Raw genomic sequence first — 21,391 nt, 5'->3', positions numbered from 1 at the left:
CTATTTGAGAAATCAGGTAGCTTCCGTTTTTTTATGCAAAAAAGGAGGAATAATGGAATTTAATAGCGAGCTTTATTTTATTACAGACAGTACACCTTATGAGCTAGATGAATTCCTGTGGCGAGTTGAGGATGCCTTAAAGGGCGGCGTAACTTTGATGCAGCTTCGAGAAAAAAATCGTACCACAAAGGAATATATTGAACTGGCACAGGCTGTCCATGAGATTTGCAGAAAGTACAATGTTCCGCTGATTATTGATGATCGTGTGGATGTAATGCTTGCTGTGGATTGCGAGGGGGTCCATTTAGGGGCAGAGGATATGCCACTTGAGATGGCAAGAAGGCTTATCGGTCCTGATAAGATTTTGGGAGCTACTGCCAAGAAAGTTGATGTGGCGAAGGCAGCCTATGAGGCTGGTGCGGATTATCTGGGAGTTGGAGCTATTTATCCAACTACAACGAAGGTGAAAACAATTATTACATCAACAGAGACATTGGATGCAATATGTAAGGCAGTTCCTATACCAGTTAATGCTATTGGCGGCTTGAATGCGTCAAACATGGACGTATTAAAAGGAATTGACATAGCTGGAGTATGCGCTGTTTCAGCCATTATGAAAGCAGAGTCGCCACGAAATGCTGCTGAAAGTATGAAAAAGAAATTTAGGGAGATAAAAGGATGAAGGTAGTTTTATCAATTGCAGGAAGTGATAGCAGCGGTGGAGCTGGAATACAGGCAGATTTAAAAACTATGACTGCTCACAAAGTCTATGGAATGACAGCAATCACTGCACTTACAGCACAAAATACCACAGGGGTTACAGAGATTGTGGAATCATCGCCACATTTTTTGGAAGAGCAAATCGATGCTTGTCTTTCTGATATACCAGCAGATGCAGTAAAAATTGGAATGCTTCCATCAGTGGAGCAAGTACGAGTGGTAGCTAGAAAGCTTAAGGAGTTTGGTGCAAGGAATATTGTGGTGGATCCGGTTATGGTGGCTACAAGCGGAAGTAGATTGATGGAAAATTCCACCCCAGAAGTGATGGCAAAAATGTTGTTTCCTCTGGCTAGAGTTATTACACCTAATATACCTGAAGCCGAAGTGCTAACGGGGATGCAGATAGAAGACAAGATAGATATGGAGCAGGCAGCCAAAAAGCTTGGTGAAAAATATGGATGTGGAGTTCTTGTAAAAGGCGGTCACTGCGTGGAGGATGCTAGCGATGTTCTTTTTGACAATGGATGTGTTACATGGTTTGAAGGGGAAAGAATTCATAGCACTAACACCCATGGAACAGGCTGCACATTATCAAGTGCCATTGCATCGAATTTGGCGCTGGGGTATGACTTAAAAGATTCTATCGTAAATGCGAAGTCATATATTGAAAAAGCTATCGGTGCAAATCTGGATTTGGGAAAAGGAAGTGGGCCACTTAATCATTGTGTGGCCAGCTAGAAGGAAAGGAGAAGTAATGGTTTTCTTAAATGGAAAAGAGTATGAGTTAGCAAACAAGACGCTTGCTACTGTACTGGATGATTTTAAATTTGACGTCAGAACTATTGCTGTGGAGATTAACGAAGAAATCATCTCTAAGACAACATTTAATGAGACCATCTTAAAGGATGGGGATGTTGTTGAGGTAGTAAGTTTTGTAGGAGGCGGCTGATTGATACCGACAAAAGATGAGTTCTATAAAGCACTTGTAGATAGACATGGTGCAGAAAATCAAAAAAAATTCGATGAGGCTGTGGTTGCAATATGTGGGCTTGGTGGCTTGGGATCCAATATAGCAACATGTCTTGCAAGGGCGGGCATAGGCCACTTGATTTTGATTGACTATGATTTTGTAGATGTAAGCAATCTCCATAGACAGCATTACAAAATCAATCAGGTTGGTATGAAAAAAACTGATGCAATGGCGGCTAATCTACATGAAATAAATCCATACATAAAGATTGAGACTCATAACATAAAGCTGACAGAGGCTAACACAAAGCCATTGATAGAAAAGGCAGATATTGTCTGTGAGGCTTTTGACTCACCTGAAAGTAAGGCTATGCTTGTTAATCTGGTACTAGAGCAAATGTCAGATAAATATATTCTATCTAGCTCGGGAATGGCGGGATTTGGCAGTGCAAATGATATAAAGACTAGAAGAGTATCAAAGAGATTCTACCTTTCCGGCGATGGTGTTAGCGATGTTAATGCTGGTATTGGATTGGTTTCATCTAGAGTGATGGTCTGCGGAGCCCAGGAAGCACATATGGTACTTAAAATTCTCATTGGAGAATTAGAAGCATAAAAATGAAAGAGGAAAATGGAATGGAAAATGACAAACTGGTAATCGGTGGAAAAGAATTTGATTCTCGTTTTATTTTGGGATCAGGAAAATATTCAATGAAGCTTATTGAGGCAGCAACCAAAGATGCTGGAGCAGAAATAATCACTCTTGCGGTTCGAAGAACGAATACCAAGGATGAAGAAAATATTTTGGATTATATTCCAAAGAATGTAACTTTACTTCCAAATACGAGTGGCGCAAGAGATGCAAAGGAAGCAGTGAGAATAGCTAGGCTTGCAAGGGAGCTTGGTTGTGGTGATTTCGTAAAAATCGAGATTATGAGGGATACAAAGTATTTACTTCCTGATAATTACGAAACAATAAAAGCAACAGAAATCCTTGCAAAAGAAGGCTTTGTAGTTATGCCTTATATGTATCCAGATTTGAATGTTGCAAGAGAATTGCAAAATGTTGGAGCTGCATCCATCATGCCACTTGCATCACCTATAGGTTCAAATAAGGGCTTGGCTACAAAAGAGTTTATACAGATTCTTATTGATGAAATAGATTTGCCTATTATAGTAGATGCTGGAATTGGAAAGCCATCACAGGCATGTGAAGCAATGGAAATGGGGGCTGCGGCAATAATGGCAAATACTGCGCTTGCAACAGCAGGAGATTTGACACTTATGGCTTCAGCATTCAAGGATGCTATTGAAGCAGGAAGAAAAGCATACTTGGCAGGCCTTGGAAGAGTGCTTACTCGTGGCGCAGCAGCATCAGATCCACTTACAGGTTTCTTACATTAGGAGGCATCATGGAAAACACATTTTTATTTGACTCAAAGGAATTATCTGCAACAGGGCTAGAGCGCAAGCATCAGATTGAGACTGACCCTTCATCTAGAATCAATCACATGGAATACTTGCCAGGTATGGATATTATTGAGTCGGATGTACGTAAAAACGTAATGGAACATTTTGATTCCTACGATTACAACAAATATACAGCTGCAGATGTCAGAAGAGCACTAGCCAACGATAAATGCACAATAGAGGATTTTAAGGCACTTCTTTCTCCAGCTGCGGAACCTTTTTTGGAACAGATGGCAAAGAAGGCACAGCAGGAAACAAGTAAGCACTTCGGAAATACGGTATATCTTTTCACACCAATCTATATAGCCAACTACTGCGAGAATTACTGCGTATACTGCGGATTTAACTGTTACAACAAAATCAAAAGATTAAAGCTTTCATATGAGCAAATAGAGCATGAAATGCAGGTTATTGCAGATAGTGGAATGGAGGAAATACTGATTCTTACCGGAGAAAGTCCTGCAAAATCAGACGTTGAATATATAGGCGAGGCATGTAAGATTGCCAGAAAATATTTCAAAATGGTTGGAATCGAAATATATCCGGTAAACGTAAAGGATTACAAATATTTGCATGAGTGTGGAGCTGATTATGTTACTGTTTTTCAGGAAACATACGATTCTGATAAGTATGAGACACTGCATTTGATGGGCAACAAGAGAATCTGGCCATACAGATTTGATGCTCAGGAAAGGGCACTTATGGGTGGAATGCGTGGAGTTGCTTTTTCTGCACTTTTGGGGCTTTCAGATTTCAGAAAGGATGCCCTGGCATCAGCCTTGCATGTCTACTATTTACAGCGCAAATACCCTTATGCAGAGATGTCATTATCATGTCCTAGACTTCGACCAATTATCAATAATGACACAATCAATCCACTTGATGTAGGGGAAAAGCAGTTGTGCCAGATTATTTGTGCTTATCGTATATTTTTACCTTTCTGTGGCATTACAGTTTCTTCTAGAGAGACTGCAGCTTTTAGAAATGGAATTGTAAAGATAGCTGCGACAAAGGTTTCTGCAGGAGTGTCTACAGGTATTGGCGACCATGAGGAGAAATATACAGGTGAGGAGTCACAGGACCCTTCAGGTGATGAGCAGTTTGAAATATCTGATGGCAGAAGCTTAGGCACAATGTATGTAGACATTTCTGATGAAGGTTTACAACCAGTTTTCAACGATTACATATATGTTTAAAGGAGAAGAATAATGAGAAAATACACAACACAGATGGACGCAGCAAGACAGGGGATTATTACTCTAGAAATGAAGCAGGTGGCGCTGAAGGAATATCGCACACCTGAGGAAATCATGGAGCTTGTTGCCAAGGGACAGGTTGCTATTCCAGCAAATGTAAACCATAAGTGTCTTAATCCAGAAGGTGTAGGCAGTATGCTTCGTACAAAAATAAATGTCAATCTTGGTGTATCCCGTGACTGTAAGGATTACGATATCGAAATGCAAAAGGTTATGGCTGCAGTGGATATGGGGGCCGAGGCCATTATGGATTTATCCAGCCATGGAAACACAGAGCCATTTAGAAAGAAGCTGGTAGATGAATGTCCAGCAATGATAGGCACAGTGCCTATTTACGACAGCGTAATCCATTATCAGAGAGATTTGGCTACATTGACAGCAAAGGACTTTATAGATGTTGTTCGCCTTCACGCTGAAAATGGAGTAGACTTTGTTACACTTCACTGCGGAATTACACGTAAGACAATCGATCAGATAAAGCTTCATAAAAGAAAGATGAACATTGTATCAAGAGGTGGTTCGCTTGTATTTGCCTGGATGTCTATGACAGGGGAGGAGAACCCATTTTATGAATACTATGATGAGATTTTGGATATCTGTCGCCAGTATGATGTGACAATATCCCTTGGTGATGCATGCAGACCTGGCTGTCTTGCTGATGCCAGTGATGTGTGTCAGATAGAAGAATTGGTACGCTTAGGAGAGCTAACAAAGCGTGCATGGGCCAAGGATGTGCAGGTTATGGTGGAAGGTCCAGGCCATATGCCAATGGACGAAATTGCTGCGAATATGAAGATTCAGCAGAAGGTTTGTATGGGCGCCCCATTCTACGTACTTGGACCTCTTGTTACTGATATTGCTCCAGGATATGACCATATCACATCAGCAATCGGAGGGGCGATAGCGGCTCAAAACGGTGCAGCATTTCTTTGTTATGTTACACCTGCGGAACACTTGGCTTTGCCTAATCTTGAGGATGTTAAACAGGGAATCATTGCATCAAAGATTGCAGCACATGCAGCAGATATTGCTAAGCATGTACCACATGCAATGGATAGAGATAATGCCATGGCAGATGCCAGACAGTGCTTTGATTGGGACAAGCAATGGGAATGTTCAATTGACCCAGAGACTGCCCAGGCTATCCGTGCTGACCGTTCACCAGAATTTGATGACACATGTTCTATGTGCGGTAAATTCTGTGCCGTTAGAAGCATGAATAAAGCTTTGGCAGGAGAGTACATAGATATTCTTGGTTAATAAAAAGAACCATCAGGTCAAATGGCCTGATGGTTTTTGTTATTTAATAGAACGAAGAGTACAAATATTGTCCCCGATTGTAATGTTGTGCTTATTCAAGAACGCCATGAACTCAGGGTTAAGCTCTGGCTGACAAACTGACTGTGGATCGTGAGCGTCACAGCCAATTACAAAATTGGCCCCCATCTCTGTGGCTAAGTTAAAGAACTTGTCACAAGGATAGTTGCGTTTTCCTGTGAAGCCAAGAAGATTTACTTCAAGTGGTATATTTAAATCAATGGATGCAGCAACAAGGCGTTCCATGTGCTTTTTGTAGGTGTTATCATCGCCATTGTAGTAAATCAAGTCAGGATGTGCCAAATATGTAAACATACCTGTTTGCATTCCCTCGATTGCAGTATCTACGTAATCAATCAAGTGTTGATCATCAGTGGTAGGAGCTCCAGCATAGAATCCATCAATCTCGTCAGGAATGAAATGCTGCCCCTGAATAATATAATCAACGGGATAGTTTCTGAGCTCTTTAATCAGAGCATCAAAGTATTTTCTAAAGTATTCTACCTCGAATCCTATGTAAATAGTGATATCGTCCTTGTATTCTTCTCTAAGCTTTACAAGTGTATCAACATAGTTTTCTAATTCCTCCATACCCATTCTGATGTGTGACTTATAACTGGATGGATATGGCTGTGGTGTGTGATCTGAAAAGCCAAGAATTTTGAAGCCATTTGCGATGGCAGATTCAATATATTCTCTTTCACTGCCAGTGGCATGATTACATCTTGGTGTATGTGAATGATAATTTGCTAACATAAAAGTTCCTCCGACAATTGAACATAATAACACAAAATAATAAAATATGATAATTAAGGAGGATAAAATTATGTACGACAAGATATCACGATTACTCATGTTTGGGGATTTAACAGAGGATACAATTCTTTATCAACTTGGAAAAGCTATCGATATGGTGGAGTCTGGTGATTATAACAAGAGGGAAGCTACCCGCCAGATTAACGCAATTTCAAAGAGACTTCTTATGCTTGCAACAGATTATGGGTTTGACGATAATCTTTGGCATAATTATTTAACCTTCTACATTATCATGAATGAAAATCCATTTTCTTTAGTTACAGAAAAGACCGATGTTAAACCTGGTTCTGTTAACCATTTGGTAGAAAATGATTTTAGAATATTAAAAGAGCTTTTTGATTACGATTTTTCATCTTTGGAAAAAGAGCTGGGCATTGAGTCATTCTCCGTATTTACGAACTACAATTCTGTTAGAAAAAATGAGCAGATGTATAATCGTAATGTGAGCGAAAAGGTTAGAAAGCTATCAAAGGAGCTAGAGGCAGCGGGGGATGAAAAGGAATTCTTTAACGTAATTACGAATTTCTATAAAGCCTACGGTGTAGGCATGTTCGGCCTGAATAAGGCCTTCAGAATAGAGGAGATAGGCTTAAACGACATCAAGTTTGTTCCTATCAACAATATGGATGAGGTTGTGCTTGATGATTTGATTGGATACGAGTATCAAAAGCAGCAGCTTATTGATAATACAGAAAGCTTTGTTGCAGGCAAAAAGGCGAATAATGTGCTTTTGTTTGGTGATAGTGGTACAGGAAAATCCACAAGCATTAAGGCTATTGTTAATCAGTACTATGATGATGGCCTTCGTATGATTGAGATATATAAGCATCAGTTTAGATATCTATCAAAGATTATAGCCAGCATTAAGAATCGTAATTACAAATACATTATCTATATGGATGATTTGTCATTTGAAGAGCATGAAATAGAGTACAAGTTCTTAAAGGCTGTTATTGAAGGTGGCGTTGAGACAAAGCCAGATAACATTTTGATTTATGCTACTTCAAACCGTAGACATTTAATAAAGGAAACATGGAATGATAGAAATGATCAGACCAACACGGACGACAGACATCATTCAGATACAGTTGAGGAAAAGCTTTCACTTGTTCATCGCTTTGGCGTAACCATCAGCTACTCAAAGCCAATGCAGAGAGAATATATAGATATTGTTCTTGGATTGGCTTCAAGAGCAGGCATCACCATGCCTCAGGAGGAGCTTATTGCGAAAGCAAAGGTATGGGAAATGGAGCAGGGTGGTCTTTCAGGAAGAACAGCCCAGCAGTTTATATATCACATATTAGGCCAGCAGAATTAATCTGCCAGCTTGTTTTCTTTGAACATTTTCATCATCTCATTTGTGAGGCTGTAGTCGAGGGGCTGTAACTCAATGTCCTCTCGGCTCACCCACTGAGCATATTTCAATTCTGATTCATCCATTGTGATGGTATCGTCACCATCCACATCGCAGTAATATCCAAGCAGAATATCGCTGGCAATTCCCCAAGGCTGAGATTTGTAGTAGCGGATATTTTTAACTTTTAGTCCTGTTTCTTCCATTACTTCACGTTCAACAGTTTCTTCCATAGTTTCGCCGATTTCTGTAAAGCCGGCAACTAGGGCATTGTGAGCAAATCCGGTTTTATACTTTGTAAGCAAAAGCTTATCGCCATTTTTTACACCAACTATTACAGCAGGATTGATTCTAGGATATCGTGTGCGGCCGCAGTTAGGGCAGACTAAAGCGCGCTCGGATTTTGAATGCTCATTCTTTGTACCGCATTTTCCACAGAATCTGTTTGCTTCATACCAGTCAATCAAATGGATAGCAGTGTATGCAGCAAAAACATAGTGCTTTGGATAGAGATACTCATTTCTGATTTGTCTCATTGTATAGAACTGAAAACCGTCAGGAAGAGCAGTATTAGTGTTTGTATCTGTATTGTAAAAGAAATTTTCTCCATCAATTTCAAAGAAGTATAAAGGCTTTAAATCTATTGAAAAGTCTTTCAGACGCGGGAAAGAAATAGTTTTGCTATCCTCATCCACTTTCAACAGGATTTTTCCGTCGCTATGAAGAATAATTAAATCATCTGACTTAGGAATAGCGTCAGGTCTATAGCTATTGTTAAGTTTGCTTGGGAATATATCTTGAATCATATGTACCTCCGAAAATTGATTTTGTACAATTTATTATGTGCTTAAACTTGAAAATGTCAATGTTATTTTAGTATCACTGTGGTTATGGTAGAATATTATAAATTTGGAATAAACGGTGAAAAATATGATAAAAATTGAAAGTATAGATGATAGCAGAGTAGATATATTTACGAAGTACAATGAAGCTCAGCTATATCATTATTATGAGCCTAATGGAGGCGTATTTATAGCAGAAACTCCAGAGGTAATAAAGAGGGCGCTGGCTAGAGGCGCGGAGCCTATTGCTTTTTTAGTTGAGGAAAAGGCATATGAGTCACAGGTTGTGCAGGAGCTTTTAGCAGACCTTGATGAGGATGTGGATGTGTTTGTGGCAGAGCTGAATGCCATCAACAAAATCACTGGATTTAACCTTACACGTGGCGTCCTTGCAGCCTGCAAAAGGCCTGATTTGCCTAGTGTTTTCGAAATTCTTCAGTCATCAAAGCGAGTGGCAATCCTTGAGGATGTTATGAATCCTACAAACGTTGGTGCTATTTTCAGATCAGCTGCCGCATTAGGGGTTGATGGAATCATACTGACACATGACAGCGCAGACCCATTTTACAGAAGAGCGGCCCGCGTTGCTATGGGAACAGTGTTTCAGGTACCATGGACATATTTTGACAAGGGCTCCGATTATGTATCAGCTCTTAAAGGTGAGGGCTATTCAGTCGTATCGATGGCATTAAAGGATAATGCAATATCACTTGCAGAGCCAGTGCTGAAGGAGCAGGAGAAGCTTGCAATCGTATTTGGTACGGAGAGTACCGGAATCAAGCAGGAAACGATTGATGCATCAGATTTCGTTACAATTATTCCTATGTATCATGGCGTGGATTCACTTAATGTTGCAGCAGCTAGTGCGGTTACATTTTGGGAGTTATGTAAAAGAGATTAATAGATTACAGGAGACTTGAGATATGGCTGGAGTTTTATATGGAATAGGAGTTGGTCCTGGTGATCCAGAACTGCTTACAATAAAGGCCGTAAAGGCAATCAAGGATGCAGATGTCATCTGTTTGCCAAGGGCAGAAAAGGATAAATGCAGAGCATATCAAATCGCTCTTCCAGTGGTTCCAGAGCTGGCGTATAAAAAAGTTATTAGCCTTGATTTTGAAATGACAAAGGATGAGGCTAAGCTTAAGGAAATGCACGAAAGCTTTTATAGAAAGTATAAGGAGCTTTTATTTGAGGGGTATAGCCTGGCTTTTTTGACCATAGGTGACCCTACAATATACTCAACCTTTGGCTATATTATGAAGCTTGCTAAAAAGGATGGAATAGAAGTAGAAATAGTTAATGGCATCACTTCTTTTTGTGGTACAGCAGCTGCAGCAGGGATACTTATAAGCGAGGCAGATGAAAATGTGCATATCCTATCGGGCCAAGGCAATCTTGAGGATGAGCTGAAAATGTCTGGCACAAAAATAATAATGAAAAGTGGAAAGAATGTGGCAGCCATAAAGGAAAGACTTGTAGAGATGGAAAATGCCGGAAGTGTTAACGTATATGCGGTAATAGATTGTGGTATGGAAACAGAGCAAATCTTTACCAGCGCCATGACTATTCCAGATGATTCTAGATATATGATGACAATTATAGTAAAAGAAAAGTAAGGTGGGTAGGAGAATAAGATGAAATTTGTAGTTCAAAGAGTTAATGAAGCATCTGTAAAAGTAGATGGAAATGTAATAGGACAAATCGGAAAGGGCTTTTTAGTTCTTATTGGTGTAGCAGATTCTGATACAAAAGAAATTGCAGACAAAATGGTAAAGAAGCTTTTGGGGCTTCGTATATTTGATGATGAAAATGACAAGATTAATCTTTCTCTTTCAGATGTAGGAGGAGAGCTTCTTTTAATTTCTCAGTTTACCCTCTATGCTAATTGTAAGAAGGGGTATCGCCCATCATTTACAGATGCTGGCGCACCAGATATGGCAAACGAAATGTATGAATATATTATTGAAAAATGCAAGGAACAGTTCCATGTTGAGACGGGAGAATTCGGCGCGGATATGAAGGTGTCTTTGCAAAATGATGGACCATTTACAATCATTTTAGATTCAGCAGAAATCTGCTAAATTTTTAGTAATTTATAGGCCTAGAAGGCCTTGACTTGCTATCTGAAATTCTATAGAATACTAAATGTTCGCAGGAATGGCGGAATTGGCAGACGCGCAGGCTTCAGGTGCCTGTGGTAGCAATATCGTGTGGGTTCAAGTCCCATTTCCTGCAGCTTAGCCTCAGTTTTTACTGAGGCTTTTTTAATACAAAAAACGAGCGACACCAATTCGAAATCAACCGATTCCTAACTGGTGCCGCCCCTTAACATCGATCCCAATGGACTATACCTCTCTATCTAATATATTTTAAAAGTAAAAAATGTCGCGTGGTTAAAAAATTAATTCTCTGGTGGACCATACCTCCAATCACTAGATTTTGTAGTTACTAAATTAATTCTCTGGTGGACTATACCTCCCTTTCTGCTTTTTTCTCTCTGTTATTTGATAATTCTATTATACATCCTGATGGATGAATTGCAAGACAATATACAAATTAATAATATATTTGTCAGAAATAAACATTAAAAGATTATGAATTTGTAAAAAAATTACATCTTGAAATCTAAGTTAAAACCCGGAAGGCGGGGTGGAGTGGAAAAGAAAAAGGTCCAGTGGACCTTTTTCCCACGGAACCGACCGACGAAGCCATTCAGGGCGAGGAGACCTTGAATCCCGGATTCAAGGATCTCATCGGCCTGTTAATTAAGAACAAGGATGCATTATACATTTTTCTATAAAAAAAGAACTAGGAATGCATCCTAGTTCTTAATTAATATGCGGAAGGCGGGACTTGAACCCGCACGCTCGCAATGAGCACAAGATCCTTAGTCTTGCTCGTCTGCCAGTTCCGACACTTCCGCGAACAAGAGATATACTATCAGAGTCTGGCCAACATGTCAACAAAAAAATCACATTTTTCTTGTAAGATTTTTTTAGAGCTAGTATAATGAATTGGAATAAATTGAATTGGGTAAAATTAAGGAGAGGCAACAATGGTATTTTCGATTATTGTAATCATACTGACAGTTCTTTATATTGCAGTTTTGGAACTGTCTAAAAATATAATATTAGGTTGGGCGATTGGCATACTTGCAGCTATTGCAATGTTAGTAGCAAGGACAATGCTTATAAAAAGAGATTCATATAATGTTAAGTCAACAATCATTATGTGGATTATATTTGTGGCCATATTGGCATGTAATTATGTGCTAACTGCACCACCTTACAAAAATGTTCCCGCTGTAGCAAATAAAAATCCTGACGTAACAGATGTTGTATCTGTTGAGCAGGGTGATTTAACTGGTGTATATAATGAGGACCACTCCGTAAAGGTATACGCTGGTATTCCTTATGCGAAAGCACCTGTGGGTGAGCTTCGTTTCAAGGAACCACAGCCGGCAGAAAGCTGGGATGGAGTAAGAGAGTGCGATGAGTTTGGCCCAATGGCCATGCAAGCCCGTACCAATCCTTTTTATGACAGCTTGTCTCATATCCTTGGATGGCATGATTATAGAGTGACTTTTGGAGATGAGTATCTTGAGGCCATGAGTGAAGATTGCTTGTATCTTAATGTCTTTGCACCAGAGGAGGCATCAGATGAGCCACTGCCTGTCATCTTTTATGTTCACGGAGGAAGCCTCTCTACAGGACAGTCTTCTTATACAGAATATAGAGGCGAAGACTTGGCGAAGAGAGGTGTTATAGTTGTAAACTTTGCCTATAGATTAAATGTTTTCGGATACTATGCAGCTGATGATTTGAAAGATGAATCTGTAAACGGGACTACAGGTAATTATGGATTGTTGGATCAGATAGCTGCACTTCAGTGGGTTTATGATAATATCGAAGCCTTTGGTGGAGATCCAAATCAAATCACAATTGCTGGAGAATCAGCAGGCTCATCTAGCGTAAATGCAATGTGCGTATCACCTTTGACAGATGGATTGTTTAATTATGCTATTGCAGAGTCTAGCGGTATTCTTGCAAGAAAGCCATTCCATACATTCAGAGATTATAGTGAGGCAGTAAAAGAAGGAGATACAGTTCGAAAAGAATTTGGAGTAATTTCTTCAGATGAGCTTAGGGACATTCCAGCAGAGGAATTGGTGAAAACAGCATCGAATCAATCCGCTATGACTGTTGATGGTTATGCTATTACAGAGCAGCCTTACCTTACATATGAAAAGGGGCTAAACCATGAAAAGGCATTATTGAATGGCTTTAATGCCAAAGAGTCGGATGCATTCTTATTAACTACTAAGGCAACCAAGGAAAACTACGAAAAGTTGCTAGCAGAGGATTTGTATTCTTATGCTGGAGATATGGCAAAGGTCGTTCCGGCAGATTCGCCGCAGCGAGATCAGCATTTTATTGTTGATGCTATGGGAGATGCGAAAGGCGCATTAAACATTAGTTATTCTGCAATATGGTTTAGTTACTCTCATTATCTTTGGAATAACTATTTGGTAGAGCAGGGTGTTCCTACCTATGAGTATTACTTTACAAAGACAAATGATTCTTTATCTAATTATCATGCAGGCGAGTTGCCTTATGCTTATGGCAATCTTTGGAGACATCCAGGGTTGTATTCTGATGAGGATTACGCTCTGTCGGATACCATGCAACAGTATTGGGTGAATTTTGCCAAGACCGGAAATCCTAATGGCGATGGACTTCCTACATGGGAGATGAGAGATGAGAATCAGACAAAGTTACTACAGCTTGATACTGATATTAAGATGATAGAAGATCCTAACAGCGAACTATATAAAATAATCGATAAATATCAAGCAACATTTAATTAAATTTATAGAAGAAATAATAAAAGGGTTATTGTATACTAAATACGAAGGAAACTTTGGGAGAATACAATGACCTTTTTTGATTTGATTTTTATTTTTAGATTGGTACCAATCTTTTTGATTATATATTATATTTTGCCATGCAATTGTCGTGCATGGCTTTTATTGGTTGCAAGTATAGGATTTTACTATATTAATGAGCCGGTGTATATTGCTGTAATTTCAGCGGCTACACTGATTAATTATATTTTGGCTAAATTTCTATCCAAGAAAAAATCAAAGGTTATACTTGCAATCGGCGTTATTATAAACTGTTCATGTCTGTGCTTTTTCAAAGGAGCATCTTCATTTGGTTTAAATATAGTTATTCCTCTTGGAGTTAGCTATTACATTTTCAAAATGATATCTTACCTGGCTGATTTATATAAAGGTAAGATTCAAAAAGTTGAGCTAATAAACATGGCTAACTATTTCTTTATGTTTCCACAGATTATTTCAGGCCCGATTGCTCGATACGACTACGTAGAAAGCAATGTTTCCTGGACAAAGAATGAAAAGTCTAAAAAAGAAAATTTTTGTGCTATCCTTTTACAAATGGAAGATGGGCTTAAGTATTTTGCCATGGGGTTGTTTATGAAGGTGATGATTGCTGATCATCTTTCAGTACTTTGGAATGATATCAAAACCATTGGCTATGAAAGTATTTCCACTCCTTTGGCTTGGCTTGGAGCATACAGCTATTCGTTTGAATTATATTTTGATTTTTGGGGATATTCGCTGATGGCGGCAGGCCTAGGTGTGATGCTAGGATTCCCTTTTATTAGAAACTTTGACCAGCCATATTTTTCAAAGTCTATCTCTGAGTTTTATAGAAATTGGCATAGCACACTAGGCTCGTGGTTCAGAGATTACGTATATTTCCCTCTGGGAGGAAATCGTAAGGGAAAGCTACGAACTGTTTTCAATCTATTTGTAGTTTGGACTTTGACTGGCCTTTGGCATGGTCAAACATTTAATTTCTGGATATGGGCAGGAGCAATATTTTTGATTATTACAATAGAGAAGTTTATTCTGAGCAGATTTGAAAAGCTATTTATGGTGGTAGGGCGTATTAACGTTATGGTGATTATTCCTATTACATGGGTTGTATTTGCTATTCATTCCATGAAGGCCCTCAGAGTATATATGTTAAGACTTTTCCCTGTGATAGATATTTCAGTTGCAGTAAATAAAAATGATTATCTATATATGCTTCAGGATTACTGGTTATATTTGGTGATGGCAATTGTTTTTACTATTCCAGCATTAACAGGTTTCTATAAGAAGCATAAGAATAACGTATTTACGATATTTGTTATTTTTGCAATGTTTTGGATAAGCATTTTTAGTTTGGCTAATTCGGCGGGAAATCCATTTATGTATTTAAGATTCTAGGTGATGATATGAAAATAAACAGTATTTTATTGTTACTGCTTACAATTATAAGTGCTATTGCTATTACGGTAGTTGGGATTGTTTTTAGAACTACCGTATATACGAAGTACTATACAAATCCTTATAAAACTACTTCTATTGGAGCTGTTTTTCAAGCAGCGTCAGATAACATTTTCCCATGGTCTAAAATAGAAGTAGAAGAAAAGAAGACAGTCACAGTTACTAAGAAAACAAATAAAAAGATTAATAAAATAAAGAAATATGTCTCTGTAGATAACAGTTATTTTGACGATGCTTTATTTATTGGCGATTCAAGAATGGTAGGACTTTCTCAGTATTGCCAGGATATTGATGCCAGAGCTACCTTCTATGCAAAGAAATCCCTCTCCATATACAACATAAGAGATGATAAATGGATAGAAACTGAGGATGGTGAGGAAATCAGTTTAGCTGAGGCTTTAGAGACTAATCATTTTTCAAAAATATATATTATGGTTGGCATAAATGAGCTTGGAAGAGGAGATGAAGTGGACTTCAGAGAAGCCTACCAGGATGTAATTAATCAGATACAGGCAGCTGAGCCAGATGCTTATATATTTATTAACAGTATCATGCATGTTTCTGGAGAAAAAAACGAAACAGATGAGCTGTACAACAACACCAATATCAATATCAGAAATGATGCTATTAAAACATTGGAAGATAAGCAAAACATTTTCTATCTAAATATCAATGAAGCAGTAGATGACGAGGAAGGAAACCTTGATGCTGAAACTACATCTGATGGAGTTCATTTAAAGGGAGCGTGCTACGAACCATGGCATGAATATTTACTTTCTCACGGTGTGGAATAATACACAAAATAAATGTGCAGAATTTTCAGATTTAGCATGTTAAAGTTAGACACTTTAATTTGCAAAAAAGCGTTGACTATTTAGGGATGCGATGCTATTATAATCAAGTCGTCAGGAACAAGTACTGATGCGCGGAAGTGTCGGAACTGGCAGACGAGCAAGACTAAGGATCTTGTGCTCATTGCGAGCGTGCGGGTTCAAGTCCCGCCTTCCGCATGTTTAGAAAGAGTAACCAATTGATTGGTTGCTCTTTTTTTATTCTTCTCTAATACATATATAACCAATCAACTGGTTACTCTTTCTAAATGTGCCGATGAGTTCCTTGAACCCGGGGTTCAAGGTCTCCTCGGCACGAGTGCCTTCGTCGGTCGGTTCGGTGGGAAAAAGATCCACCGGATCTTTTTCTTTTTCCACCTCACCCCGCCTTCCGTAAGCTGCAAAAGAAAAATAAATAATTATAAGTCATGTTTGGTTTTTTGAGGATAATATTGTATTCTTTTCTATAAAGAATACAACAAATCGGCAGTTTATAGGGCTAGAAATAGGAGCAAAAGGATGAAAAAACATTCAAAATGGAAAAAGGTGCTTGCGGGCGCTGTGACAGTACTTTGCATTGTATTTGCATTGGTAACAGTTTGTTATATTAATCTTAAAAGTTTTACAGTTAAGAAAATAGTAACAACTGCAGGACAGGATGTCTATTTGATGGGGACTTTTCATACTGATCACTTTGATTCTTTGTCAAATTATTCTTTTGAAGAAATGCTTAATGCGATAAAAAACATAGATCCAGATGTAATTTTCATAGAGGCAAGAGAAGAAAGCTATAAAAATTATGGGGTTGTGGATGGACCGGTTGATATGTGTATCACATATTGTTATTGTCAGGATAATGGTATCCCGGTAGAAATGGTCGATTATTGGAAAGTTGATAATGAAAATTATAAGCGAAATACAACCAGTGACGATAGGGATGATCATATACATCAAAAAATAATGGAAAAACTGGAATCTTACAATAATAAAAAAGTCTTGGTTGTCTGTGGATTTGGCCATTTATATCCACAGATGAATCGTTTGCTCAATGAAGGGTTCAAAAAAGAGAGTATATCTAATGTTTCTAAACTTTTTAAGGGTAACGGTAATGATTTCAAATATCCTTCTTCCATTTGTGATGTTTGGGAACAACGAGCGCTATTTTATGCAGAAACATATCCTGAATTAATACAAGCAGATGAAACGATAAATGACGAAGTAAAAGCACAATGGCCTATTGACGAAAAGCATGAGTTTTATGATTGGCAGATGGAATATTGTAATCTTTTTAGAGTAAATCAATTATACAGATGAGGTATACACTTTTATCTCTAACCATAAATTACGTTACGTATTTTAAGCGGGTTTTGATTTGAACAGTTTTACAGTAATAAAATGCGAGAGGAAGTAGGGCTTTTATTTTTAAAAAAATAGGACATGAATATTAAGGCGATTTTTTCAAAACCGGAGGATTTCTTCCGGTTGAATACGTAGAGCAGTCTGGAGAACAGATTCTATTTAATAGGTATATTTCGTTATATCGTCTCTTTGATCAGTTGGGTGATAAAGATAAGGAAGATTTGGCCTGGGGTTTGAAACAGAGAATTGCGGGACTAATATAGATTTGACATTTCGTGAAGACTAAGGATTCTGTATAATTAAAGGCAGTGAAATTAACAAATCGGCAGTTTGTGGGGTTCGAACATGGAGTATGTTAGAGACAGAAAAAGTAATGTTGCACTTAGTTTGCATGATTGCAGGATATTAAATATGGAAATAAGCAAAGACAATTTGTCTTTGAAGTTAGATCGAATATATCAATATGCTGAAGATGAAGAAAAATGGTATCAAGGAATAATTGAATTTACAAGAGTTGCTATAGATGAGTGTGACATAATGGTGTTTAACACTCCTTATGGATACGATGGAGAGAAATCTTTTTCTGGAAAATCATTGTCTATTGAAGAGTTTAGTGCACAATATCCGAATGCTGAGTTCGAAATTGTTACAGAAGGATATAGTGGATATGATACGGTATTTCAGGGGTGGATATGGCAGGGAGAAAATAATCCATTATTTGGAATTATGAGAATATGGAATACGGGTGATATGATATATCGAGTCTAACAATTCAAATTTATAGATGCAAATAATATTACAGAATAATTTACTGGAGGAGACAATGAAGGTACTTTTTATCGGAAACAGCCACACATATATGAATGACATGCCGGAGCTCACAAGACGGATGATTGAGAGTGCCACTGGTCAGCCTTGCCTGGTCACTATGTTGGCGTATTCTGGGAGATCCCTAAAATGGCATATGGAAGAAGAGTACTTCTCTGAGCGATTTAATATACTGCATGGCGGTTACGACTATTGCGTAATTCAGGAACAGGCTCATCCAATGGGAGATGAGCAGGATACTATAACAAACGCCAGTAAGATCATAGAATTGTGTAAAATTGCACGCACTAAACCAGTCATCTTCGAAACTTGGGCAGAGAAGAAAAAACCAGAGAATCAAGTTGAAATGAACCGCAGATATCAGAATCTTGCAAAAAGTCAGGACGTGTTGCTTGCTCCAATCGGAGAAGTGTGGAGTGAAACTATGAAGGACCTTGCATGCCTTGAATCAGATCTGTACTTTAGAGACGGAGAACATGCTTCAGCTGTTGGCGACTACCTTGTTTCAATTGTCCTTACAAAGACAATTACTGGCAAGCTTCCATCTGAAGATTTCTTGGAGGCATTTGATTTTGTTATTCCAGATAGTAATTACTTTATTCCGGTAAAAGAGGACGTTGAGGAAGAGACAATTATGCTATCCAAGGAGATTACAGAAATAATAAGAAAACATGTTGATAATTCAAGTTTGTTGGGATGATGCGATAGTCAGTTCTATCTGAAGTTAATCGCACAACTTCAAATTTAGGGGTGAATCGATGATAATAAAGCAACTAGAATACAATGATTGTAAGGGCAAGAAGTACAAAGCCAAGATACTATCTAATGAGTATTTGACTATAGAGCCTGAAGGCGACAGCTTTGACATTAAATGGATAAAGGTAAAAGAACCTCTTGTTAAAGAGTTAGAAGATGATATGTTATCGGAATGGCTGGATAATCCAGTGGCATATGGAGCTTTTGATTCAAATGGCAAACTCATTGGTTTTGTTGAGGGCTTTTTAGAAAAATGGAATAATCGATATCGCATTACTAACATCTGCGTTTTCGACTTAGATGCGAGGGAAAAAGGTATTGGCGGTAAGCTTTTAGATGTAATTATTGATGAGGCAATAAAAAGTAGAGCTAGAATGGTAGTGTTGGAGACTCAAAGCTACAATTCTAAAGCGATTACATTTTATAAGAAACATGGATTTGAGATAATCGGATTTGATCGATATGCTTATTCTAACCATGATCCGGAAAATCATGATATGAGAATAGAAATGGGAAGAAAACTATAAATCGGAGTTTGTATGGATTGTTATGACAAAAGAATTTACCTTAAAAGGAAACGTGGCTAGCGCTATCCGTTCAGATGAAGAACTCGCCCTAATTGATAAAGATATTGCAGATACCGCATTCAAAGTTCAAATAAAGGCTTTTGCAGAGTTCTTAAAACAAAAAGGATTTGTTAAGTTTAAATCTAATTCTTTTTTACGAAGAAATCAACTAGAGGTTCTAGAATATATTGACATACAAAAGGAACGATATGGTTCCAAAACTTTTACCGTAAATTATGCTCTGACATCTTTATATGTACCGCACTCGTTTTTCTCTTTTGATATAAGTGAAAGATTAGGAAATCTTATTTGTGGTAAAGATATATGGTGGGATTACTCTAATGAACTAGCTGCTGAAGAGAGTTTCAATAATATCATCGAAGCTATAGATAGTTTTTTATTACCTTGGTTCGCTGAAAAAGACAACGCAGACGCTATTAAAGAAATGCTGCTTTCTGAAAAGAAAAAGCGTGAGAATTATGGTGGCCGATTGTCTGATAGTCAAACATATTGGCTAAATATAATCGAAAATAATACTTGGAATAATGAACTAGTTGCAGCCAATATAGATACTTTTAAGCTACCAAAGAAATTAATTAGATAAATCACAGTTTATAGAGGAGACATTTTGGATTTAAATATTAATTCACCAGTTTACTATAAAGATCAGTATGGGATTGATGATGACATCTATAGTTTTTGTCAAGATGTATATCAATACTTTAAGCCAAAAGAATACAGTAATCTTTTGAAAACAATTGGAATCATTCCAATTCTAGCTCCAGAAGAGTCATATAAAAATGGAGAATATAAAGAACAAGTTTCCTATATTTCAGCGAATAGCATTGCCACTATTTTTATCAGAATGAATTTGGAGCAATACCTAAAAGCTGATGTTATTGAAAGACAATTAATGTATATAGATATGATTCTTAAATCTGTAAAAAAGATAAAAGGAAAAGGACAATTTGATTTCGACTTATTCAGCAAGGATCTGGAGGAGTTTACAAATTCCGCTTTTTGAGGATGCATATGGAAGACTGGAGAAAAAATCTTAAGAAAAGACCGACTCGAACCTGGAGTAGAGTCGAAATTGAAGAAATAATAAAGGAAAACCACATAGATAGAGCTAGATTTGCAGAATATTCAAAAACGGAGTATCAAGCAATAATCAATCGTTTCTATTATGCATTCGTAAATTATAATTCTACTTCTACTGTGAAAGTTCAAGGTGCATGGAATAATATAAGACATAGCCTTAGTAAGGCAGATTTTATATCAGAAGATATTGGGTGGTACGATATGCTCGATACAATGAGAAGAAGCTTAGCATTGCGCTGTGATGCAAAATGCTTCTTGTTATTAGAAGATGGCTGGCTTTATGAGGGATACATAGAAGAAGTAAATAATGTTCTGCGTGAAATAGATGGATTTATAGAAGCCTTCTATATTTTTACATATGATTTTGATTATTTATATGTTTATTCTAGTGATGCACGTGGGTATGTACTTTATAATTAGATTGTTTCAAACCTCTATAAAAATCTAGTTTATTGGTGATGGTAATGTTAGAAGTAAAATGTTCAGATGATTTTTAGTTATTAAAAATCTGTTTACTGAGTATTCCAAAATAAAAGAGCGGAGGAAGAATTGTTATGAATTGTCCTAATTGTGGTAAAGAAATGAGACCGGGAATTGTCAAGGCAAATCCACTACGAGATAATAAAGTTTTTTGGTATCCTGAGAATTATAAAAATAAATCGATTATTAATGAGGAACCAGTAGCTCTTTCTTTACAGGCGGAAGGTTACTATTGTGATGAGTGTATGACTGCGTTTGCAAGTTTTCAGAAAAAAGAATACGGAAATTTTGATCGTTTATTTTACAAGATATTTGATAAGGAGTATTAGAATTAATAATAAAGACAACTTAGAAATCAAGACATTT

General features: G+C 37.6%; 25 protein-coding genes and 3 tRNA genes. 24 read left to right on the top strand and 4 right to left on the bottom strand.

Features of this window, described 5'->3' with window-relative positions:
• Window positions 1-52 precede the first annotated feature (52 nt).
• The 7 genes from thiE to thiC are packed head-to-tail and all read left to right on the top strand — an operon-like array spanning window position 53 to window position 5,675.
• Window positions 53-682 carry a thiamine phosphate synthase gene (thiE, locus tag CRN97_RS08060; RefSeq protein WP_097076522.1) on the top strand — a complete coding sequence of 210 codons (630 nt, stop codon included), beginning with the start codon at window positions 53-55 and terminating at the stop codon, window positions 680-682.
• A complete protein-coding gene (gene thiD / locus CRN97_RS08055) occupies window positions 679-1,458 on the top strand; it encodes a bifunctional hydroxymethylpyrimidine kinase/phosphomethylpyrimidine kinase (RefSeq protein WP_097076521.1) in 780 nt (259 codons plus the stop codon). The genes thiE and thiD overlap by 4 nt, the downstream gene beginning before the upstream one ends.
• A gap of 16 nt (window positions 1,459-1,474) precedes the next feature.
• Window positions 1,475-1,669, top strand: a complete 195-nt coding sequence (gene thiS, locus CRN97_RS08050) for a sulfur carrier protein ThiS (RefSeq protein ID WP_044938118.1) — start codon at window positions 1,475-1,477, stop codon at window positions 1,667-1,669.
• Window positions 1,670-2,305 carry a sulfur carrier protein ThiS adenylyltransferase ThiF gene (thiF, locus tag CRN97_RS08045; protein WP_097076520.1) on the top strand — a complete coding sequence of 212 codons (636 nt, stop codon included), beginning with the start codon at window positions 1,670-1,672 and terminating at the stop codon, window positions 2,303-2,305.
• A 20-nt stretch (window positions 2,306-2,325) separates the two neighbouring features.
• Window positions 2,326-3,093: a thiazole synthase gene (locus tag CRN97_RS08040; RefSeq protein ID WP_044938489.1), complete on the top strand. Its 768-nt coding sequence runs from the start codon at window positions 2,326-2,328 to the stop codon at window positions 3,091-3,093.
• Window positions 3,094-3,101: 8 nt separating this feature from the next.
• Window positions 3,102-4,355 (top strand): 2-iminoacetate synthase ThiH, encoded by a 1,254-nt coding sequence (thiH, locus tag CRN97_RS08035; RefSeq protein ID WP_097076519.1) that lies wholly within the window; start codon window positions 3,102-3,104, stop codon window positions 4,353-4,355.
• 12 nt (window positions 4,356-4,367) lie between these two features.
• Complete coding sequence (gene thiC, locus CRN97_RS08030; protein WP_097076518.1) at window positions 4,368-5,675, top strand: phosphomethylpyrimidine synthase ThiC; 1,308 nt, start codon at window positions 4,368-4,370, stop codon at window positions 5,673-5,675.
• A gap of 39 nt (window positions 5,676-5,714) precedes the next feature.
• On the opposite strand, the gene CRN97_RS08025 is transcribed toward thiC, so the two are convergent.
• A complete protein-coding gene (locus CRN97_RS08025) occupies window positions 5,715-6,488 on the bottom strand; it encodes a histidinol-phosphatase (protein WP_179670711.1) in 774 nt (257 codons plus the stop codon).
• A gap of 70 nt (window positions 6,489-6,558) precedes the next feature.
• On the opposite strand from CRN97_RS08025, the gene CRN97_RS08020 reads away from it, so the two are divergent.
• Window positions 6,559-7,866 (top strand): ATP-binding protein, encoded by a 1,308-nt coding sequence (locus tag CRN97_RS08020; protein WP_097076516.1) that lies wholly within the window; start codon window positions 6,559-6,561, stop codon window positions 7,864-7,866.
• Here the strand turns inward: CRN97_RS08020 and nudC are convergent.
• Complete coding sequence (nudC, locus tag CRN97_RS08015; RefSeq protein WP_097076515.1) at window positions 7,863-8,708, bottom strand: NAD(+) diphosphatase; 846 nt, start codon at window positions 8,706-8,708, stop codon at window positions 7,863-7,865. The two genes, CRN97_RS08020 and nudC, sit on opposite strands and share 4 nt — an antisense overlap.
• A gap of 124 nt (window positions 8,709-8,832) precedes the next feature.
• Here nudC and CRN97_RS08010 point away from each other — a divergent pair, with 124 nt between their 5' ends.
• From CRN97_RS08010 to CRN97_RS07995, 4 genes are all read left to right on the top strand, one after another.
• A complete protein-coding gene (locus CRN97_RS08010; RefSeq protein ID WP_074791232.1) occupies window positions 8,833-9,645 on the top strand; it encodes a TrmH family RNA methyltransferase in 813 nt (270 codons plus the stop codon).
• Between the two features lie 22 nt (window positions 9,646-9,667).
• Window positions 9,668-10,363, top strand: coding sequence for a precorrin-2 C(20)-methyltransferase (cobI, locus tag CRN97_RS08005; RefSeq protein WP_074791234.1), 696 nt, complete (start codon window positions 9,668-9,670; stop codon window positions 10,361-10,363).
• 18 nt (window positions 10,364-10,381) lie between these two features.
• A complete protein-coding gene (gene dtd, locus CRN97_RS08000; protein ID WP_044938101.1) occupies window positions 10,382-10,828 on the top strand; it encodes a D-aminoacyl-tRNA deacylase in 447 nt (148 codons plus the stop codon).
• Between the two features lie 70 nt (window positions 10,829-10,898).
• A tRNA-Leu gene (locus tag CRN97_RS07995) sits at window positions 10,899-10,982 on the top strand.
• A gap of 603 nt (window positions 10,983-11,585) precedes the next feature.
• Here the strand turns inward: CRN97_RS07995 and CRN97_RS07990 are convergent.
• Window positions 11,586-11,670, bottom strand: a tRNA-Leu gene (locus CRN97_RS07990).
• Window positions 11,671-11,802: 132 nt separating this feature from the next.
• Between CRN97_RS07990 and CRN97_RS07985 the strand changes: the two genes are divergently transcribed.
• The 4 genes from CRN97_RS07985 (at window position 11,803) to CRN97_RS07970 (ending at window position 16,115) form a co-directional block, all read left to right on the top strand.
• Window positions 11,803-13,614: a carboxylesterase/lipase family protein gene (locus CRN97_RS07985; protein ID WP_097076514.1), complete on the top strand. Its 1,812-nt coding sequence runs from the start codon at window positions 11,803-11,805 to the stop codon at window positions 13,612-13,614.
• Between the two features lie 246 nt (window positions 13,615-13,860).
• Complete coding sequence (locus tag CRN97_RS07980) at window positions 13,861-15,045, top strand: MBOAT family O-acyltransferase (protein WP_330400107.1); 1,185 nt, start codon at window positions 13,861-13,863, stop codon at window positions 15,043-15,045.
• Window positions 15,046-15,053: 8 nt separating this feature from the next.
• Window positions 15,054-15,899 carry a GDSL-type esterase/lipase family protein gene (locus CRN97_RS07975; RefSeq protein WP_097076512.1) on the top strand — a complete coding sequence of 282 codons (846 nt, stop codon included), beginning with the start codon at window positions 15,054-15,056 and terminating at the stop codon, window positions 15,897-15,899.
• Between the two features lie 131 nt (window positions 15,900-16,030).
• Window positions 16,031-16,115: transfer RNA gene (locus tag CRN97_RS07970), tRNA-Leu, on the top strand.
• A 39-nt stretch (window positions 16,116-16,154) separates the two neighbouring features.
• Here CRN97_RS07970 and CRN97_RS14135 read toward each other — a convergent pair.
• Window positions 16,155-16,313, bottom strand: coding sequence for a hypothetical protein (locus CRN97_RS14135; protein WP_155952510.1), 159 nt, complete (start codon window positions 16,311-16,313; stop codon window positions 16,155-16,157).
• A gap of 141 nt (window positions 16,314-16,454) precedes the next feature.
• Here CRN97_RS14135 and CRN97_RS07965 point away from each other — a divergent pair, with 141 nt between their 5' ends.
• The 8 genes from CRN97_RS07965 to CRN97_RS07930 all read left to right on the top strand — a co-directional run bounded on the left by CRN97_RS07965 (window position 16,455) and on the right by CRN97_RS07930 (window position 21,354).
• Complete coding sequence (locus CRN97_RS07965) at window positions 16,455-17,249, top strand: hypothetical protein (protein ID WP_097076511.1); 795 nt, start codon at window positions 16,455-16,457, stop codon at window positions 17,247-17,249.
• A 390-nt stretch (window positions 17,250-17,639) separates the two neighbouring features.
• A complete protein-coding gene (locus CRN97_RS07960) occupies window positions 17,640-18,062 on the top strand; it encodes a hypothetical protein (RefSeq protein WP_097076510.1) in 423 nt (140 codons plus the stop codon).
• Between the two features lie 55 nt (window positions 18,063-18,117).
• Complete coding sequence (locus tag CRN97_RS07955; protein ID WP_097076509.1) at window positions 18,118-18,822, top strand: hypothetical protein; 705 nt, start codon at window positions 18,118-18,120, stop codon at window positions 18,820-18,822.
• A 58-nt stretch (window positions 18,823-18,880) separates the two neighbouring features.
• Complete coding sequence (locus CRN97_RS07950; RefSeq protein WP_097076508.1) at window positions 18,881-19,405, top strand: GNAT family N-acetyltransferase; 525 nt, start codon at window positions 18,881-18,883, stop codon at window positions 19,403-19,405.
• Window positions 19,406-19,427: 22 nt separating this feature from the next.
• Window positions 19,428-20,048 (top strand): DUF4304 domain-containing protein, encoded by a 621-nt coding sequence (locus CRN97_RS07945; protein WP_097076507.1) that lies wholly within the window; start codon window positions 19,428-19,430, stop codon window positions 20,046-20,048.
• Window positions 20,049-20,072: 24 nt separating this feature from the next.
• Window positions 20,073-20,468 carry a hypothetical protein gene (locus CRN97_RS07940; RefSeq protein WP_097076506.1) on the top strand — a complete coding sequence of 132 codons (396 nt, stop codon included), beginning with the start codon at window positions 20,073-20,075 and terminating at the stop codon, window positions 20,466-20,468.
• An 8-nt stretch (window positions 20,469-20,476) separates the two neighbouring features.
• On the top strand, window positions 20,477-20,965 hold the full coding sequence (locus CRN97_RS07935) for a DUF6756 family protein (protein ID WP_143483256.1): 489 nt from the start codon (window positions 20,477-20,479) through the stop codon (window positions 20,963-20,965).
• 134 nt (window positions 20,966-21,099) lie between these two features.
• A complete protein-coding gene (locus tag CRN97_RS07930; protein ID WP_097076504.1) occupies window positions 21,100-21,354 on the top strand; it encodes a PF20097 family protein in 255 nt (84 codons plus the stop codon).
• Window positions 21,355-21,391: the final 37 nt, after the last annotated feature.

The organism is Pseudobutyrivibrio ruminis DSM 9787 (assembly GCF_900218035.1).
GTDB lineage: Bacteria > Bacillota > Clostridia > Lachnospirales > Lachnospiraceae > Pseudobutyrivibrio > Pseudobutyrivibrio ruminis.
This window is presented reverse-complemented; position numbering and strand designations above follow the sequence as displayed.

Coding starts and splice junctions, on each gene's coding strand:
- thiC (WP_097076518.1), top strand. CDS start 4,368: ATGAGAAAATACACAACACAGATGGACGCAGCAAGACAGGGGATTATT.
- nudC (WP_097076515.1), bottom strand. CDS start 8,708: ATGATTCAAGATATATTCCCAAGCAAACTTAACAATAGCTATAGACCT.
- CRN97_RS07975 (WP_097076512.1), top strand. CDS start 15,054: ATGAAAATAAACAGTATTTTATTGTTACTGCTTACAATTATAAGTGCT.
- CRN97_RS08010 (WP_074791232.1), top strand. CDS start 8,833: ATGATAAAAATTGAAAGTATAGATGATAGCAGAGTAGATATATTTACG.
- cobI (WP_074791234.1), top strand. CDS start 9,668: ATGGCTGGAGTTTTATATGGAATAGGAGTTGGTCCTGGTGATCCAGAA.
- CRN97_RS08020 (WP_097076516.1), top strand. CDS start 6,559: ATGTACGACAAGATATCACGATTACTCATGTTTGGGGATTTAACAGAG.
- thiS (WP_044938118.1), top strand. CDS start 1,475: ATGGTTTTCTTAAATGGAAAAGAGTATGAGTTAGCAAACAAGACGCTT.
- CRN97_RS07935 (WP_143483256.1), top strand. CDS start 20,477: ATGGAAGACTGGAGAAAAAATCTTAAGAAAAGACCGACTCGAACCTGG.
- thiE (WP_097076522.1), top strand. CDS start 53: ATGGAATTTAATAGCGAGCTTTATTTTATTACAGACAGTACACCTTAT.
- CRN97_RS07950 (WP_097076508.1), top strand. CDS start 18,881: ATGATAATAAAGCAACTAGAATACAATGATTGTAAGGGCAAGAAGTAC.
- CRN97_RS07930 (WP_097076504.1), top strand. CDS start 21,100: ATGAATTGTCCTAATTGTGGTAAAGAAATGAGACCGGGAATTGTCAAG.
- thiD (WP_097076521.1), top strand. CDS start 679: ATGAAGGTAGTTTTATCAATTGCAGGAAGTGATAGCAGCGGTGGAGCT.
- CRN97_RS07960 (WP_097076510.1), top strand. CDS start 17,640: ATGGAGTATGTTAGAGACAGAAAAAGTAATGTTGCACTTAGTTTGCAT.
- CRN97_RS08025 (WP_179670711.1), bottom strand. CDS start 6,488: ATGTTAGCAAATTATCATTCACATACACCAAGATGTAATCATGCCACT.
- thiH (WP_097076519.1), top strand. CDS start 3,102: ATGGAAAACACATTTTTATTTGACTCAAAGGAATTATCTGCAACAGGG.
- CRN97_RS07945 (WP_097076507.1), top strand. CDS start 19,428: ATGACAAAAGAATTTACCTTAAAAGGAAACGTGGCTAGCGCTATCCGT.
- CRN97_RS07955 (WP_097076509.1), top strand. CDS start 18,118: ATGAAGGTACTTTTTATCGGAAACAGCCACACATATATGAATGACATG.
- CRN97_RS08040 (WP_044938489.1), top strand. CDS start 2,326: ATGGAAAATGACAAACTGGTAATCGGTGGAAAAGAATTTGATTCTCGT.
- CRN97_RS07985 (WP_097076514.1), top strand. CDS start 11,803: ATGGTATTTTCGATTATTGTAATCATACTGACAGTTCTTTATATTGCA.
- CRN97_RS07965 (WP_097076511.1), top strand. CDS start 16,455: ATGAAAAAACATTCAAAATGGAAAAAGGTGCTTGCGGGCGCTGTGACA.
- dtd (WP_044938101.1), top strand. CDS start 10,382: ATGAAATTTGTAGTTCAAAGAGTTAATGAAGCATCTGTAAAAGTAGAT.